The organism is Micromonospora sp. L32 (assembly GCF_052068055.1).
Taxonomy (GTDB): Bacteria; Actinomycetota; Actinomycetes; order Mycobacteriales; family Micromonosporaceae; genus Micromonospora; species Micromonospora purpureochromogenes.
On the sequence record NZ_JBQHDD010000002.1, the window covers coordinates 627,108 to 641,829 of the forward strand.

Here is a 14,722-nt window from a genome sequence, read left to right on the forward strand (position 1 = left end):
CGGCAAAAGTCGACGTGCAACTTGCATGTCGCACGTCGCTGATGCACTCTGTCCGTATGGCTCGGGTTACTCACCGTCTCCCCACGCTTCCCCCGTCCGGCGACGACACCGGCGGCGGGTCGACGGCCGGGCGACCCGGTCCAGCTGCGACGACGAGACCTGCCCCGGGGTGATGACCCCGCCGCTGCACGCCCGACGGCTGCGGCGGCGGGTGCGGTAACCGGGAGCAGCACGGTGATGGTCGGGTGGCGGTCCGCCACCAGCGGGTACGGCCCGACCACCGCCACCGATCCACCGGGCGGCGGGGCACGACCCCGGCACCGGGCCCAGAAACCCTTCCCCCGACAACCCTCCGGTCCGGCACCGCCGGCCATATCCTCCCCAGGAGCCCATGTGCTTCCCCGCTCCGGTGACGTACTGCACGTGACTCGCGCGGCGAGTGTCCAGTTCATCCGACCCATCACGTTCCGGGTCATCCGGGTGCTCGACTGGCCCACCTACGACGGTTGGCTCTGGCTCGACGGTTACGAGTTGAACGCGGCGGGGGACGCGGTCAACCGACGGTCGATCTTCGTACAGGAGGCCGGTCTCCGGCAGCTCCAGACGGCGCCCGTGCCGCGCCAGCACACCGTACGGACCCGACGGACGATCAACCGCGCACCGGTGGCGGTGGGCTGACCTCCGCCATTACCCGGTCGGGAGGCGTGCCGTCGCCATAGACTCGGTACGCCCACCCCGGCAAAGTTCACCACCCCGCGCGTCCCGGACCCTGAACCTGGGATGGCCATGGTCAATATGCCCGCCGCGCGGCGGCACCACAGGTCCCGTATCGGTTACGCCTTCGGGCTGCTGGCGCTGGTCGGCGCCGTCACCACCCTCGTGGTGGTGGTGCGCTATCCGGCCGAATCGGCGACTCGGCTGGCCGAGCCGGTTCCTGCTCCCGAGATCACCGTGGTCGAGCAGAACTCACCACCTCCCGGCGTGGCCGGGTACCCCGGCTACGAGGACGACTCCGACTACCCAGCGGACCTCGCCGCACCCGACGACCACCGGTACGGCGACACCGCACCGGGTCCCGAGGCGAACGCCTCGGAGGATCCCGCCAGCGGCGCCGGATCCCGGCCCGGCACCGGCGGCGACGAGGCGGCCCTGGCCGGCTCGTCCACAGCCGACGCCCGGCAGGCCCTCAGCCAGTCGCTCTTCTACTCCGGCCTGCTCGGCCTGACCATCTCCCTGGCCGGGCTGGGACTGGTCGGCACGCGACGCCGGATGTGGTGAGCCGACAGCCTCCTAGCCGGTGGGGGTGACCTCGGGCGTCGGCTCGACCGTCCGGGTCGGGGAAGCCGTCGGCGACGGTGCGGCGGCCACCACCAACGTCACCCGGTCACCGGCGTCGACCAGCTCACCCGCCTCCGGGTTGGTCTCGATCACGGTGCCCGGCGGCTGCTCCGACGACTCCCGCGTCCGCACCCGGTACGACAGGTCGAGCCGGTCCAGGATCCGCTCGGCCGACGCCCGCGGCAGCCCCACCAGGGGCGGCACCGGGATCTGGGCGGCCGCCGTGGTGGCCGGCGTGCTGGGCGCCTCGGTGGTCGGCGCGGCGGTGGTCGCAGCCGTGGTCACCGGCGCGCTGGTCGGCGGCGGCGGCGAGGGATCCTCGTCCCGCTCGTCGGCCGCCCGCAGCACCAGCCAGATCCCCGTGCCGAGGGCGGCGAGCAGCAGCAGCGCCAGGATGCCCAGCAGGATCGGCATCCACCAGCGGCGTCCACGCTGCTCCTCGCCGTACCACTCGACCGGCTCCCGGTAGTCGGCCGGACGCGGCGGTGGCACCCCGGCCCGCCCGGACCAGACGGGCGGCGCGGCCGGCACGGCCGGCACGGTCTGCTCCCCGGCACCGGTCGGGGGCAGCGGCCGGGTCCGGTCCAGCGGCTCGTGCCGGGCCGTGGCGTCCAGCGGCTCGTGCCGGGCGGTCGCGTCCAGCGGCTCGTGCCGGGCGGTGGCGTCCAGCGGCTCGTGCCGGGCGGTGGCGTCCAAGGGTTCGTGCCGGGCGGTCGCGTCCAAGGGTTCGGGGGTGGGGGGTCCCGGCGGCTGCCCGTCGCCGGCGCGGGGCAGCGGGCGGGTCCGGTCGTCATCGGAGGGCAGCGGGCGGGTCGCGTCGTCGGCGGGCTCCTGGCGGTCGTCGCTCATCGCACGTCCTCTCCCACCGGGGCAGGCGTCGTGGCCCTCGACGGTCCACGGTAACGGTCGGGATCACCAGCCGCCGGGATCGGCGCGGCGTCCGCCCGTGCCTACTCCTCGCCGCCGCAGGAGATGGCGACCTCGTCGTTCCAGTGCCGGGTCACGTCGGGCTCCGGATCCTGGGAGCGGACCTTGCCGACCCGGCCCGTGCGATAGCGCGGGTAGAAGCCGCGCTCGACGATCGTCGCGGCGGCGTCGGCGCAGTCGTAGTCGTCCAGATCGGGCACCTCCGCCTCCGGTGCCGGACCGGCGACGTACACCTTGACGGTGGTGCCGTGGCTGACCCGGGTGCCGGGGGCGGGGTCCAGGCGCTCGACCTTCTCGCCCAACCCGGTGCCGAAGATCAACCGCCACCCCAGCTTCCGGTCCCGCAGGTCGCTGCGTACCCCCTCGAAGCCGTCGCCGACCAGGTCGGGGACGGTCACGTACCCGGTGGGGGGTTTGCTCGGCGGGGCGGGCGCGGAGGTCCGGGGGGTCGTCGGTGCGACGGTCGCCGGCTGCGCCGCCGGTGACGGGGCGGCCGAGGTCGGGGCGGGTGCCGAGGTCAGGGCGGTCGACGCGGCCGCGGCCGGCGGATCGGTGGAGGACGGCTCGTCCGGCCCGGCCAGCACCCAGCCGGCGGTCGCACCCACGGTGGCCAGCAGGACGAAGGCCAGCCCGCCGCCGATCAGCAGCGGGGCGCGACCCCGCGGCCCCGGCTGTGGAGTGTCCAGAAGGGTGTGTCCGTCGCTCATCGCACTCTCCGCCTCGTCACCAGCGACCGTACCGGGCGATGCCAAGCCGTCACCGCACGTCGTCCCCGTCGTCACACGGCTCGCCGCGCCGAGCAGGGGACGCTACGCTCCCCGGCATGGCCAGACTGGGCTGGGGAGGATCGGTCGCCACCGCGGTCGGCGTCGCTGCCGGCGTGGGTGCGGCACAACTGGGTTTCGCCTACGGGCTGGGCGTCATCGACTGGGCAGCGACCGAGCCCGCCGCTGCCGGCGCCACCTGGTACGCCAGCCTCGCCTGGGCGACCTGGATCGCGGCCGTCTCCACCATCGCCGGGGCCGTCTGCGCCCAGCGGCTGGAGGAGCGGGGACACGACGGCGAGGCCGCGCCGGGCGGCACGCTGCGCCGGCTGACCCTGGCCGTGGCCGGCGCGGTGGGTGCGCTGATCACGGTGCTGCTGGTGGCCGTGCCCGCCCGGGCGGCGACCGTGCCCGACACCTTCTCGCCACAGAGCCTGGCCGCCGGGTACGCGGCGGTCGGCGTGCTGGTCGGGCTGCTGACCGCGATCTGGGCACTGCACACGCGGGCCGTCGCGACCAACGTGATCGCCACGGTGGGCTGGATCTGGCTGCTCGCCGTGGTGTCGGTCGCGGACGGGGTGCTGGCGGGACGCGGGTTGACCAGCGCCCAGCTCGGGATCTGGCAGATCAGCACCGACAGCGCCCGGTTCTGGCTGCGGGACTACGTCTACTGGCCGGGGGTGCTGCTGGCCGCCGGTTCGGCGCTGCTGATCGGCGCGCTGGCCGCGCGGCGTACCGCCCGGGTGGCGGAGCGTCGGCTCGGCGCGGCCGTGTCCGGTGCGGCGGGTCCGCTGCTCGTCGCGGTCGCCTACTTCGTCGCCGTGCCCCGGCTGGCCGAGGTCACCCCCGCGCAGGTCTCGGCGCACTTCGTCGCACCGTACGCGGTCCTCGTCGGCGCGGCCGGCTCGGTGCTGGTGGCCGCGCTCGCCCAGCGCGCCGACCGGCGCGCGGCCGCTCGCCCGGCGATGGTGCCCCGACAGCGCACCGGCGACCTGAACGACGGCGGATTCGCCGGCGACCTCGCGTCGGCCGGCGAGCCCTTCGACACCCTCGGCCGGGCCGGCGCGACGCGGCGGGCCGCCGGCCCGACGGGCGACTTGGAATCAGGCACGGCGACCCGACCATCGGTCGGCACGGCGACCACGACCGCCACCCGACCGGACGGGACAGGGCTCGCCGATCCGCTCGCCGGGACGGACCCGGCCCCGGCCGACACCCGGCCGGACGGAACCAGCCGCCCGGACGACGGCTCGCCCGCCACCGGCACCGGACGGACCCGACCGGCCCGCCGCGGCCGGGCCACCCCTCCCGTCCGGGATCCCGGGGCGCAGTCGACGACCTCGACCGACCAGACCGCGCCCGACCCGACGCCGGAGACCACCGGCCCCTCGGACGCGTCACCCGCCACCGCCCCCCGGACCCGCCCGTCCCGCCGCCCCCGCTGACCCCTCACTCGCGCCCCCACCCGACGCAATTTCCCGGAAGAGTGGCTATCCAACGCGGAACAGCCACTCCTTCCGGGAAAGTGCAGCGCCAGGGAGGCCCGGTGAGGAGGGGGTGGGTCAGTCGACGGGCCAGGTGTGGACGGGTTCGTTGCTGCGCTGGAGTTCGGCGTAGCGGCGGGCCATGTGGTGCAGCGCGGCCTCGCGGTCCATGCCCCGGTGCCGCTCGGCCGCCCAGACCGCCTCGGTCTGCCAGACCGCGCCGTTGCGGCCGGTACGGCAGCGCTGCTCGATGACGCCGAGCAGCCGGTCCCGCTCGGCCGGGTCGACGCCGAACCGGTCCAGCCCGGTCGCCGCCGTCGGCAGCAGCGTGTCGAGGACCAGCTTGGCCACCGGCACGTCCCCGAGGCGGGGCCAGTGCAGGACGGCGTCCATGCCGCGCCGGGCGGCGGCGTGGAAGTTCTCCTCGGCCGAGCTGAAGGTGAGCTGACTCCAGATCGGGCGGTCCGACTCGGCCAGCCCGCGGGCCAGCCCGAAGTAGAAGGCGGCGTTGGCCAGCATGTCCACCACGGTCGGGCCGGCCGGCAGCACCCGGTTCTCCACCCGCAGGTGGGGGCGACCGTCCATGATGTCGTAGACCGGCCGGTTCCAGCGGTAGACCGTGCCGTTGTGCAGCCGCAGCTCCGAGAGCTGGGGCACCCCGCCGGCGTGCAGCACCGCCACCGGGTCCTCGTCCGCACAGATCGGCAGCAGCGGCGGGAAGTACCGGACGTTCTCCTCGAACAGGTCGAAGATCGAGGTGATCCAGCGCTCGCCGAACCACACCCGGGGTCGTACGCCCTGGGCCTTGAGTTCGTCGGGGCGGGTGTCGGTGGCCTGCTCGAAGAGGGCGATCCGGGTCTCGGCCCAGAGCTGCCGCCCGTAGAGGAAGGGGGAGTTCGCGCCGATCGCGACCTGGACGCCGGCGATCGCCTGGGAGGCGTTCCAGTAGTCGGCGAAGCTGTCCGGCGCGACCTGGAGGTGGAACTGGAGGCTGGTGCAGGCCGCCTCGGGGGCGATCGAGTCGGTGTGCGTCTGGAGCCGTTCCACGCCCCGGATGTCCAGTTCGATGTCCTCGCCCCGGGCGCCGACGATCTGGTCGTTGAGCACCCGGTAGCGCTCGTTGGTGGAGAGGTTGTCCACCACCAGGTGCCGCTCGGTGAGCGTGGGCAGGATGCCGACCAGGACGATCCGGGCGTCGGACTTCGCCGCCCGCTCGTCGGCGCGGGTCAGGCTGCTGCGCAGGTCGGCCTCGTACTCGGCGAACCCGCTGCCCTCGATCAGCCGGGGCGCGGCGTTCAGTTCGAGGTTGAACTGGCCGAGTTCGGTCTGGAAGAGCGGGTCGGCGATGGCGGCCAGGATCTCCTCGTTGCGCATCGCCGGCTCGCCCGCCGAGTCCATCAGGTTGAGCTCGATCTCCAGGCCGGTCATCGGCCGGTCCGCGTCGAAGCCGAAGTCGTCCAGCATCAACGCGAAGACGTCCAGACTGCGCCGAACCTTCTGCCGGTAGCGGACCCGGTCTTCCCGGGAGAAGGCGCCCTGCTCGACGTCCCTACCCATGTGCCCTCCCGGCGCGAGGCGCGCGGGACCGTGTCGTCCCGCCCGCGTTGTGAACAACCACGGTAAGAGCGCCACCTCGCCAGGGCCAGTGGCCCAACGAATACGCGCTGTGGCCCTCTCTACCCAGCGGCCACCGCGGGCACCGGCGCGGCTGACGAATAATTCGTGACAATTTGCACCCGGAGACGGAGCGAGGCCCCTGCTCAGGAGAGCAGGGGCCTCGCCGGGTGGGGTCCGCAGGGATCATGCCTGGCGGACGGCCTCACCCTCGATCTCGATCTTGATCTTCTTGCCGACCAGCACGCCGCCGGTCTCCAGCGCCACGTTCCAGGTCAGACCGAAGTCCTCCCGGTCGATCTCGGTGCTCGCGGAGAAGCCGAAGATGTCCTGGCCGAACGGGCTGCGGCCGACGCCCTCGAACTCGACGTCCAGCTCCACCGACCGGGTGACACCCTTGATGGTGAGCTCGCCGAGCAGCACGAACTCGTTGCCGTCCCGGGACTTCACACCGGTGCTGCGGTACTCCAGCGTCGGGAAGACCTCGGCGTCCAGGAACTCCGGGCTGCGCAGGTGGGCGTCCCGGTCGGCCTGGGCGGTGTTGATGCTGGCGGCCTGGATGGTGGCGGTGACCGAGGACTGCATGGGGTCCTCGGCGATGGTGATGGTGGCCGAGGCGTCGGCGAACTCACCGCGTACCTTGCTGACCATCATGTGCCGGGCGACGAACCCGACCCGCTTGTGAGCCGCATCCAGCAGGTAGGTGCCGGCGGTAGGGACGGTGAGGCCCTCCCAGTCGCGGGTAACCGACTCGGTGCTGGTCATGGTGCGTCCTCCAGGGAAGAGATTGTTTAGAAGCCCAACGACTGACGAAGCAACTATAGTCGCAGCAATATTCCCCGTGTCAAGCACTGTTAGGATGGCCAGGTGAATCAGAACGTGTTCGACGACCCCCGGATCACCGCCGTCGGCCTCCTCGTCGAGGCGTACGCCGGGCTGTCGGCCCGGTTCGCCGACCAGTACGAGGAGCACGGCCTCTCCGCCGTCGAGTTCGAGGTGCTGATGCGGCTCGCCCGGTCCCCCGGGCACCAGCTGCGGATGACCGACCTAGCGGCACAGACCTCCCTGTCGACCAGCGGGGTGACCCGCGTGGTGGACCGGATGGAACGCGACGGCCTGCTGTGCCGAAGTGCCTGCCCGTCCGACCGCCGCAGCTCGTACGCGGTGGTCACCCCGTCGGGGCTGAAGCGCCTCGACGAGACCCTCCCCGGTCACCTGCGGATCATCGAGCAGTGGTTCACCGGCCAGCTCGAACCCGCGGCGCTGGCGGCGATGCTCGACGGCCTGCGCCGGGTGCGGGACGCCGTCCACCCGGGGGCGACCGCCGGCAGCACCGAGCCGGCCCCCGCCAACGAACCGGCGGCCTGACGCCGGCACCCCGCCTCGCGCTACCGGCAGAACCACCGGCAGAACTGGCCACGCCGGCCCGGACAACCCAGTGAAGTCCCGCAAAGCGGACGCCAGGGGTGGCTAGCCTTCGTCGAGTGCGGGGGGAGCACCTGGGGGGGTGCCGGCGCGAGCGATTGAGCGAGGGGAATCACCAGGGGGCTTCTTCGCTCGCGCCTCCCCGCCCCCGCTGCCGCGCCCCAGGTAGCGATCGCTTCGCCGGTCAGGCGTACCCGGCGCCCGCCGTGACGAGGCCACCGAGGAGATCCGCAAACACACCCGCGGCTAGTGCGTCGACCACTCGCGTTCGCCGGGTGGTCAGGCCAACCCTCGCTCGCCAGCCGCGCAGGGGCCGGGTCGCGTGGACGAAGCCCGGGTCTCAGCCGACCGGCCGGAGCCCGCGAAGCAGATCCTGCTCGTACGGCAGTAGGCGGATCCCGCTCTCCCGGCAGGCCCGGTCCAGACGGTCCAGCACGGCCGGGTCGCCCGTGCTCGCCGCCAACCCCACCAACGCCTCGACCACGTCCCGGCGGTACTGACCGTCGACACCGGCCTCCACCGCCGCCCCGAACCACTCCGCGGCCAGCTCCCGGTCGCCCCGGTGCAGCGCCACCGTCCCCTCGATCAGGGCGACGATCCCCTCCTCCGGCTGCGGGGTCGCCACCGCCGTGCCCGCGCGCCCCTGCCCCACCGGCCACCCGAGCCGGCCCGACCCGGATGGCGACGGCACCACAGCTCCCGGCGACACCGGCCCGGAGCGGGCCGCGACCACACCGTCCGGCAGCGCGGATCCGGACGGGACCAGGTCGCGGCGCGACGGGGAGGCGACCGCCGGCGGCCCGTCGACCGGGACCGCCGGACCGGGGAGCGGCACCGGGCGCGCCTCCGCCCGCAGCTCGGCCAGCACGTCGACGGCCTCGTCCAGCCGACCGTCCCCGGCCAGCGCCAGGCCGACCGTGCCGAGCACCCGACGACGGTGTCCCGGGTCGCCCAGGTCCGCCAGCGCACCGGCGACCCGGCGGCCCTGCTCCACCGCCTCGGCGTACCGGCCCTGGAGGCGGGCCACGTCGGCCAGGTTGGCCCGGGCCAGCAGCCGCAGCCGCCGTTCGTCGCACTGGGCGGCCAGTCGGTCGACGATGGCCAGCCGCCGCCGGGCGCCGGTCAGGTCACCGAGGCGGATCTCGTGCCAGGTGAGGTTGTTCTGGGCGACCGCCATGTCGCGGATCCGGCCGTGCTGGGTGGCCAGCGCCAGCACCGCCTGCGCCTGCTCGCGCCCCTCGTCGTGCTCGCCGGTGGCGACGAGCAGCGCGCAGAGCACCGTACGGGCTTCCAGTTCACCGGTGACCTCGCCGTGTGCGGCGAAGACGTCGAGCGCGGCGCGGGCCGCCGGCAGCTCCTGCGCCCCCGCGCCGTGCTCGGCGGCGAGCCGGGCCACCCCGAGCAGCGCCCAGGCCCGCAGCACCGGGTCGGCGTCGGCGGTACGCGGGTCGGCCAGCAGCCGGCGCAGCCACTGCCGCCCGGAGACGTCCCGCCCCCGCAGCCGCCACCAGCGGGTCAGCGCCGCCGCCAGCCGCAGCGCGGTCAGCGGGTCGTCGGTGGCGGCGTGCGCCAGGGCGGCGCTGATGTCGCTGGTCGCCTCGTCGAGCTGGCGTACGGCGGCGGGCAGTTTCGCCCCGACCAGATCCGGTGCCGTCCGGGTGACCAGCCGGGCCACGACGACGGCGTGCCGGCGGCGGATCGCGGTCAGCTCGCCCAGGCCGGCGGCCCGCTCGACGGCGAAGTCCCGGACCGCGTCGAGCAGCCGGAACCGGAACGGACCGGCCCCCCGGACGCTGACCAGCCCCAGCTCCACCAGCCGGTCCAGCAGCGGAACCGGGTCGACGACGACCGCGCCGTCCCGGTCGGCCTCGTCGGCCAGCAGCTCCTCGGCCAGCTCCACCGACCAGCGGTTGCCGAACGCGGAGAGTCGGCGCACCGCCGCGCGCTCCGAGGCGGCGAGCAGCCGGTAGCTGGTGGCCACCGCCTCGCGCAGGGTCACCGCCACCGCCGTCCGCGCGCGGCCCGACCCCGCCGGCTCGGCGGCCTCCCAGCCACGTCGACCCAGGTCGGGGCTGGCCAGGTCGAGAACCCGGTCGCCGTACCGGTCGAGCAGTTCGTCGAGGTCGAGGATCCGGCCCCGGGCCGCCATCAGCTCGATCGCGAGCGGCAGCCCGCCGAGCCGGCGCACCAGCGCGGCCAGGGCGGGCAGCTCCCGCGGGTCGGGCGGCTCGGGGCGGACCCGGGCGAGTCGCGCGGCGAAGAGCGCCGCCGCCGGGTAGCGGGCCAGGTCGGCGGCGTCCACCACGTCGGCCGGGGGCACGTCCAGCGGCGCCACCGGACGGACCAGTTCCCCGGGTACGCCCACCGGGTGCCGCCCGGTCACCAGCACCCGCAGGCTCGGCACCGCGTCGGTGAGCTGCCGCAACGCCTCGGCCAGCGGGTCCGGGGCGCGCTCGGCCGCGTCCACCAGCAGCAACGCCGGCCGGTTGCGCAGCCGGACGGCCAGGTCGGGCAGGCGGGCCGCGCCGAGCACGGCGCTCATCGCGGCCAGCACGTCGGCGGCGTCGGAGCCCTCGCCGACGAGCACGCCGGCCACTCCGCCGGAATACGCGGTGACGACCTCGTGCGCCACCGCCAGGGCCAGCGCCGTCTTGCCCACGCCGGCCAGCCCGACCAGGGTCACCACCCGCGGCCAGTGGCCCGTGGTGAGCAGCGCGGCGAGGTCGGTCAGGTCCCGCTCCCGCCCGATCAGCTCGACCGGGGGCGGAAGCGCGATCGGCGTACCTGCGGGATGGGGTTCACCGGGCGCGGACCCGGCGGCCGGCGCGCGGCCCGGGTCCGCGGCGACGGCCGGGACGGTGACCCGCCCACGGGCGGTGGTGAGGAAGGCGGCGCGCGGCCCGTCGGTGAGGCCGAGCGCGTCGGCGAGCAGCTCCACGGTGGTGCGCTGCGGCCGGCTGGACCGGCCGCGCTCCAGGTCACGGACGGTCCGCACGCCGATTCCGGCCCGCTGGGCCAGCTCGGCCTGGGTGAGACCGGCCCGGAGCCGATGCCCCCGCAACAGCTCCGCCAGCGGGGTACGACCACCCGGCGCCAACTGGTGATCATGAGCCGGTGTCATGGGCACGAAGGGTACGGACCCGATACGACGGTCGACACGGGTGCGTCGTCCAGCCGACGCGCCGGAATCCGACAGGCCCCTGCCGTGCGGCGGGGCGGCAGGGGCCGGGGGCCGGATCAGACGCCCAGGTCGCGAGCGATGATCATGCGCTGCACCTCGGAGGTGCCCTCGCCGATCTCCAGGATCTTGGAGTCCCGCCAGAACCGGGCGACCGGGTACTCGTTCATGAAGCCGTAGCCGCCGTGGATCTGGGTGGCCTCGCGGGCGTTGTCCACCGCGATCGTGCTGGCGTGCAGCTTGGCGATCGCCGCCTGCCGCTTGAACGGCTCACCGGCCAGCATCCGGGCGGCGGCGTCGTAGTACGCCAGCCGGGCGGTGTGCGCCTTCAGCTCCATGTCGGCGATCTTGAACTGGATCGCCTGGTAGTTGCCGATCGGCTGGCCGAAGGCGTGCCGCTCCTTCGCGTACTTGATCGACTCGTCGACGCAGCCCTGGGCGAGGCCGACGGCGAGCGCGGCGATGGCGATCCGACCCTCGTCGAGGATGCGCAGGAACTGCGCGAAGCCCCGACCCCGCTCACCGAGCAGGTTCGCCGCCGGCACCCGGCAGTCGTCGAAGGTCAGCTCGTGGGTGTCCGAGGCGGTCCAGCCGACCTTGGAGTAGCCCGGCGCCACCGTGAAGCCCGGCGTCCCCGTCGGCACGATGATGGTCGACAGCTCCTTCGAGCCGTCCGGCTTGGTGCCGGTGACCGCGGTGACGGTGACCAGCGCTGTGATGTCGGTCCCCGAGTTGGTGATGAACGCCTTCGAGCCGTTGATCACCCACTCGTTCGTCGCCTCGTCCAGCACCGCGCGGGTCTGGGTGCCGCCGGCGTCGGAGCCGGTGCCCGGCTCGGTCAGCCCGAAACCGGCCAGCGCCTCGCCGCTGAGCAGCTTCGGCAGCCAGGTCGCCTTCTGCTCCTCCGTGCCGAACCGGTAGATCGGCATCGCGCCGAGGGAGACCGCGGCCTCCAGGGTGATCGCCACGCTGGAGTCGACCCGGGCCAACTCCTCCAGGGCGAGGCAGAGCGCGAAGTAGTCGCCGCCCATGCCGCCGTGCTCCTCACCGAAGGGCAGGCCGAACAGGCCCATCTTGCCCATCTGGCGGATCACCTCGTACGGGAAGGTGTGCTTCTCGTAGTGCTCGCCGATGACCGGGGCGACGACCTCGCGGGCGAACTCCCGCACGCTCTCCCGCAGCGCCTCTTGTTCCTCGCTGAGCCGGAAGTCCATGTGATCCTCCTGGTGGGACGTCCTGGGTGGACGGGCCGCCGGGCGCTCGTGACGCCGCGTCGGGTGGTGCGGGTCGGGGGGTCAGACCGGGGTGACGCCGTGCCGGCGCCGGGAGAAGTGCCGGTCCTTGGTGCGCGCGGCGGCGAACCGGCGGACCAGCTCGGCGCGCAGCTCGTGCGGCTCGACGATGGCGTCGACCACCAGTTCGCTGGCGAGCCGGACGACGTCGATGTCCCGCTCGTACTCCTCGCGCTTCGCGGCGACGAAGGCGGCCCGCTCGGTCTCGTCGGCGATCGCGGCGATCTTGTTGGCGTAGACGGCGTTCACCGCGGCCTCCGCCCCCATCACCGCGATCTTCGCGGTGGGCAGCGCGATGGTCGCGTCCGGCTCGAAGCCCGGCCCGGCCATCGCGTAGAGGCCCGCGCCGTACGCCTTGCGGACCACCACGCAGATCTTCGGCACGGTCGCCTCGGAGATCGCGGTGATCATCTTGGCGCCGTGCCGGATGATGCCCTGCTTCTCCACCGCGCTGCCGACCATGAAGCCGGGGACGTCGCTCAGGAAGAGCAGCGGCACGTTGAAGGCGTCGCAGAGCTGCACGAACCGGGTCGCCTTGTCGGCGGAGTCGACGAAGAGCACCCCGCCCTTGAACATCGAGTTGTTGCCGACCACGCCGACGACCTCGCCGTTCAGCCGGCCGAAGCCGATCGTCAGCTCCTTGGCCCAGAGCGCCTGGATCTCGAAGAACGAACCGTCGTCGAGCAGGCCCTTGACGTACCGGCGCATGTCGAAGGCCTGCCGCTCGCTGGCCGGGACCAGCGCGGCCAGGTCGACCTTGTCGGACGCCTGCTTGGCGGGCGCGGCGGGCGGCTGCTGGGTCCAGTTCGCCGGCAGGTACGACAGGTAGGTCCGCACCACGTCGAGCGCGTCGGCCTCGGTCTTGCAGAGGAAGTGCCCGACCCCGGACTCGGCGCAGTGCACCTTGGCGCCGCCCATCGCCTCCAGCGTCGTCTTCTCGCCGGTGACCATCTCGACCATCCGGTCCGAGCCGAGGTACATGCTGGCGTTGCCGTCCACCATGGCCACCACGTCGCAGAACGCCGGGATGTACGCCCCGCCGGCCGCGCTCGGCCCGAACAGCGCGCAGACCTGCGGGATGGAACCCGAGGCGCGGACCTGGTTCCAGAAGATCTTGCCGGCACCGCGCCGACCCGGGAACAGGTCGACCTGGTCGGTGATCCGGGCGCCGGCCGAGTCGACCAGGTAGACCATCGGCACGCCGGTCGAGTAGGCCCGCTCGATGATCCGGATGATCTTCTCGACCGTCCGGGCGCCCCAGCTGCCGGCCTTGACCGTCGAGTCGTTGGCCATCAGGCAGACCTGCCGGCCGTCGATGGTGGCGGTGCCGGTGACCACGCCGTCGGCCGGCAGCCCGTCGGCCATCGCGTTCGCGTAGAGGCCGTCCTCGACGAAGGAACCCTCGTCGACCAGGAGCGCGACCCGCTCACGGGCGAAGAGCTTGCCCTTGGCGGCGTTCGCCGCGTGGTACTTGTCCGCACCGCCGGCCCGGGCGCGCTTGCGCAGCTGCTCCAGTGCCTCACCGTCGAGCGTCACGCCGACTCCCTCGCCGCCTGGGCCGGGCCACCTCGTGAGCGGACCGACTGACCTGAACGATCGTTAGGCTAGCGCATCGGACCACCCTCCGGCGACCCGCCACCGGCGGCCGAGCCGGTGCTCAGGCACGGTGATCAAGAGGTGTGCGGCGCACACCTCCTGATCACGGCGGAGGGGGGCGGGTCAGGTCGGCAGCGGGGTGAGGCGGGTGCGGGGACCGGCGCGCAGCACGCCGGAGGGGAGCTTCTTGCCGACCAGCTCCTCGGCCAGCTCGGCCGCCTCGATCAGCGCGTCCAGGTCGATGCCGGTGTCGATGCCCATGTCGTGCAGCATGTGCACCGCCTCCTCGGTGGCCAGGTTGCCGCTGGCTCCCGGGGCGTACGGGCAGCCGCCCAGGCCGCCGACGCTGGCGTCGAACTCGGTGACGCCCAACTCCAGCGCGGTCAGCAGGTTGGCCAGGGCGGTGCCCCGGGTGTTGTGGAAGTGCAGCAGCACCGGGATGTGCGCGTTGCGGTCCCGTACCGCGGTGACCAGCTCGCGGACCCGCCGGGGCGTACCCATGCCGGTGGTGTCGCCGAACGCGACCCGGTCGGCGCCGTCGCGGACGACCCGGTCGACGATGCCGGCCACCCGCTGCGGGTCGACGTCGCCCTCGTAGGGGCAGCCGAAGCTGGTCGCCACGATCACCTCAGCCCGGGCGCCGGCCCCGTGCAGCAGGTCGATCAGTTCGGCGATGTCGTCCAGCGACTCCTCGGTCGAGCGGTTGACGTTGCGCCGGTTGTGCGTGTCGCTGGCCGAGACGACCACCTCGATCTCGGTGAACCCGGCCGCGAGGGCCCGCTGCGCACCCCGGGTGTTGGGCACCAGGGCCGAGTAGCGCACCCCGTCGGCCCGGGTGGCGCGCTGCCACACCTCGTCGGCGTCGGCCATCTGCGGGATCGCCTTCGGATGCACGAACGACACCGCCTCGATCCGCTTGACGCCGGTGCCGGAGAGCGCGTCGAGCAGCCGCACCTTGGCGTCGGTGGGGATCGGCTCCTCGTTCTGGAGCCCGTCCCGCGGCCCGACCTCACGGATGGAGACGAAGTCCGGCAGTTCCGCCATAAGGGGTCACCTCACTGTGACGTAGCGCTGACCTGGTTCCCCCCAGCATCCCACCCACCG

At 73.7% G+C, this 14,722-nt stretch carries 12 protein-coding genes; 4 read left to right on the plus strand and 8 right to left on the minus strand.

Annotated elements, in window-relative coordinates:
• The first annotated feature begins 393 nt into the window (after nucleotides 1-393).
• The gene (locus ACTMTB_RS07610; RefSeq protein ID WP_357613005.1) at nucleotides 394-678 is read left to right on the plus strand and encodes a hypothetical protein; all 285 of its coding nucleotides are present in this window, start codon (nucleotides 394-396) and stop codon (nucleotides 676-678) included.
• A 102-nt stretch (nucleotides 679-780) separates the two neighbouring features.
• Complete coding sequence (locus ACTMTB_RS07615; RefSeq protein WP_441143566.1) at nucleotides 781-1,278, plus strand: hypothetical protein; 498 nt, start codon at nucleotides 781-783, stop codon at nucleotides 1,276-1,278.
• A gap of 12 nt (nucleotides 1,279-1,290) precedes the next feature.
• Here ACTMTB_RS07615 and ACTMTB_RS07620 read toward each other — a convergent pair whose 3' ends face one another.
• Together ACTMTB_RS07620 and ACTMTB_RS07625 are read right to left on the minus strand one after the other, a co-directional pair.
• Nucleotides 1,291-2,187, minus strand: coding sequence for a PASTA domain-containing protein (locus ACTMTB_RS07620; protein WP_441143568.1), 897 nt, complete (start codon nucleotides 2,185-2,187; stop codon nucleotides 1,291-1,293).
• Between the two features lie 101 nt (nucleotides 2,188-2,288).
• Nucleotides 2,289-2,972, minus strand: a complete 684-nt coding sequence (locus ACTMTB_RS07625) for a PASTA domain-containing protein (protein ID WP_441143570.1) — start codon at nucleotides 2,970-2,972, stop codon at nucleotides 2,289-2,291.
• Between the two features lie 116 nt (nucleotides 2,973-3,088).
• Between ACTMTB_RS07625 and ACTMTB_RS07630 the strand changes: the two genes are divergently transcribed.
• Nucleotides 3,089-4,474 (plus strand): hypothetical protein, encoded by a 1,386-nt coding sequence (locus tag ACTMTB_RS07630; protein ID WP_441143571.1) that lies wholly within the window; start codon nucleotides 3,089-3,091, stop codon nucleotides 4,472-4,474.
• Nucleotides 4,475-4,591: 117 nt separating this feature from the next.
• On the opposite strand, the gene ACTMTB_RS07635 is transcribed toward ACTMTB_RS07630, so the two are convergent.
• Entirely contained in the window at nucleotides 4,592-6,070 is a 1,479-nt protein-coding gene (locus ACTMTB_RS07635; RefSeq protein WP_441143573.1) for a glutamate--cysteine ligase, read from the minus strand.
• A gap of 243 nt (nucleotides 6,071-6,313) precedes the next feature.
• Entirely contained in the window at nucleotides 6,314-6,892 is a 579-nt protein-coding gene (locus tag ACTMTB_RS07640; protein WP_441143575.1) for a YceI family protein, read from the minus strand.
• A gap of 102 nt (nucleotides 6,893-6,994) precedes the next feature.
• Here ACTMTB_RS07640 and ACTMTB_RS07645 point away from each other — a divergent pair, with 102 nt between their 5' ends.
• Nucleotides 6,995-7,495 (plus strand): MarR family winged helix-turn-helix transcriptional regulator, encoded by a 501-nt coding sequence (locus ACTMTB_RS07645; RefSeq protein ID WP_441143577.1) that lies wholly within the window; start codon nucleotides 6,995-6,997, stop codon nucleotides 7,493-7,495.
• Nucleotides 7,496-7,892: 397 nt separating this feature from the next.
• Here the strand turns inward: ACTMTB_RS07645 and ACTMTB_RS07650 are convergent, their stop codons facing one another.
• The 4 genes from ACTMTB_RS07650 to ACTMTB_RS07665 all read right to left on the minus strand — a co-directional run bounded on the left by ACTMTB_RS07650 (nucleotide 7,893) and on the right by ACTMTB_RS07665 (nucleotide 14,662).
• Nucleotides 7,893-10,673, minus strand: coding sequence for an ATP-binding protein (locus tag ACTMTB_RS07650; protein ID WP_441143578.1), 2,781 nt, complete (start codon nucleotides 10,671-10,673; stop codon nucleotides 7,893-7,895).
• 116 nt (nucleotides 10,674-10,789) lie between these two features.
• On the minus strand, nucleotides 10,790-11,944 hold the full coding sequence (locus ACTMTB_RS07655) for an acyl-CoA dehydrogenase family protein (RefSeq protein WP_441143580.1): 1,155 nt from the start codon (nucleotides 11,942-11,944) through the stop codon (nucleotides 10,790-10,792).
• A gap of 81 nt (nucleotides 11,945-12,025) precedes the next feature.
• Entirely contained in the window at nucleotides 12,026-13,558 is a 1,533-nt protein-coding gene (locus ACTMTB_RS07660; RefSeq protein WP_441143582.1) for an acyl-CoA carboxylase subunit beta, read from the minus strand.
• Nucleotides 13,559-13,741: 183 nt separating this feature from the next.
• The gene (locus tag ACTMTB_RS07665; protein WP_280838920.1) at nucleotides 13,742-14,662 is read right to left on the minus strand and encodes a hydroxymethylglutaryl-CoA lyase; all 921 of its coding nucleotides are present in this window, start codon (nucleotides 14,660-14,662) and stop codon (nucleotides 13,742-13,744) included.
• Between the last annotated feature and the right edge of the window lie 60 nt (nucleotides 14,663-14,722).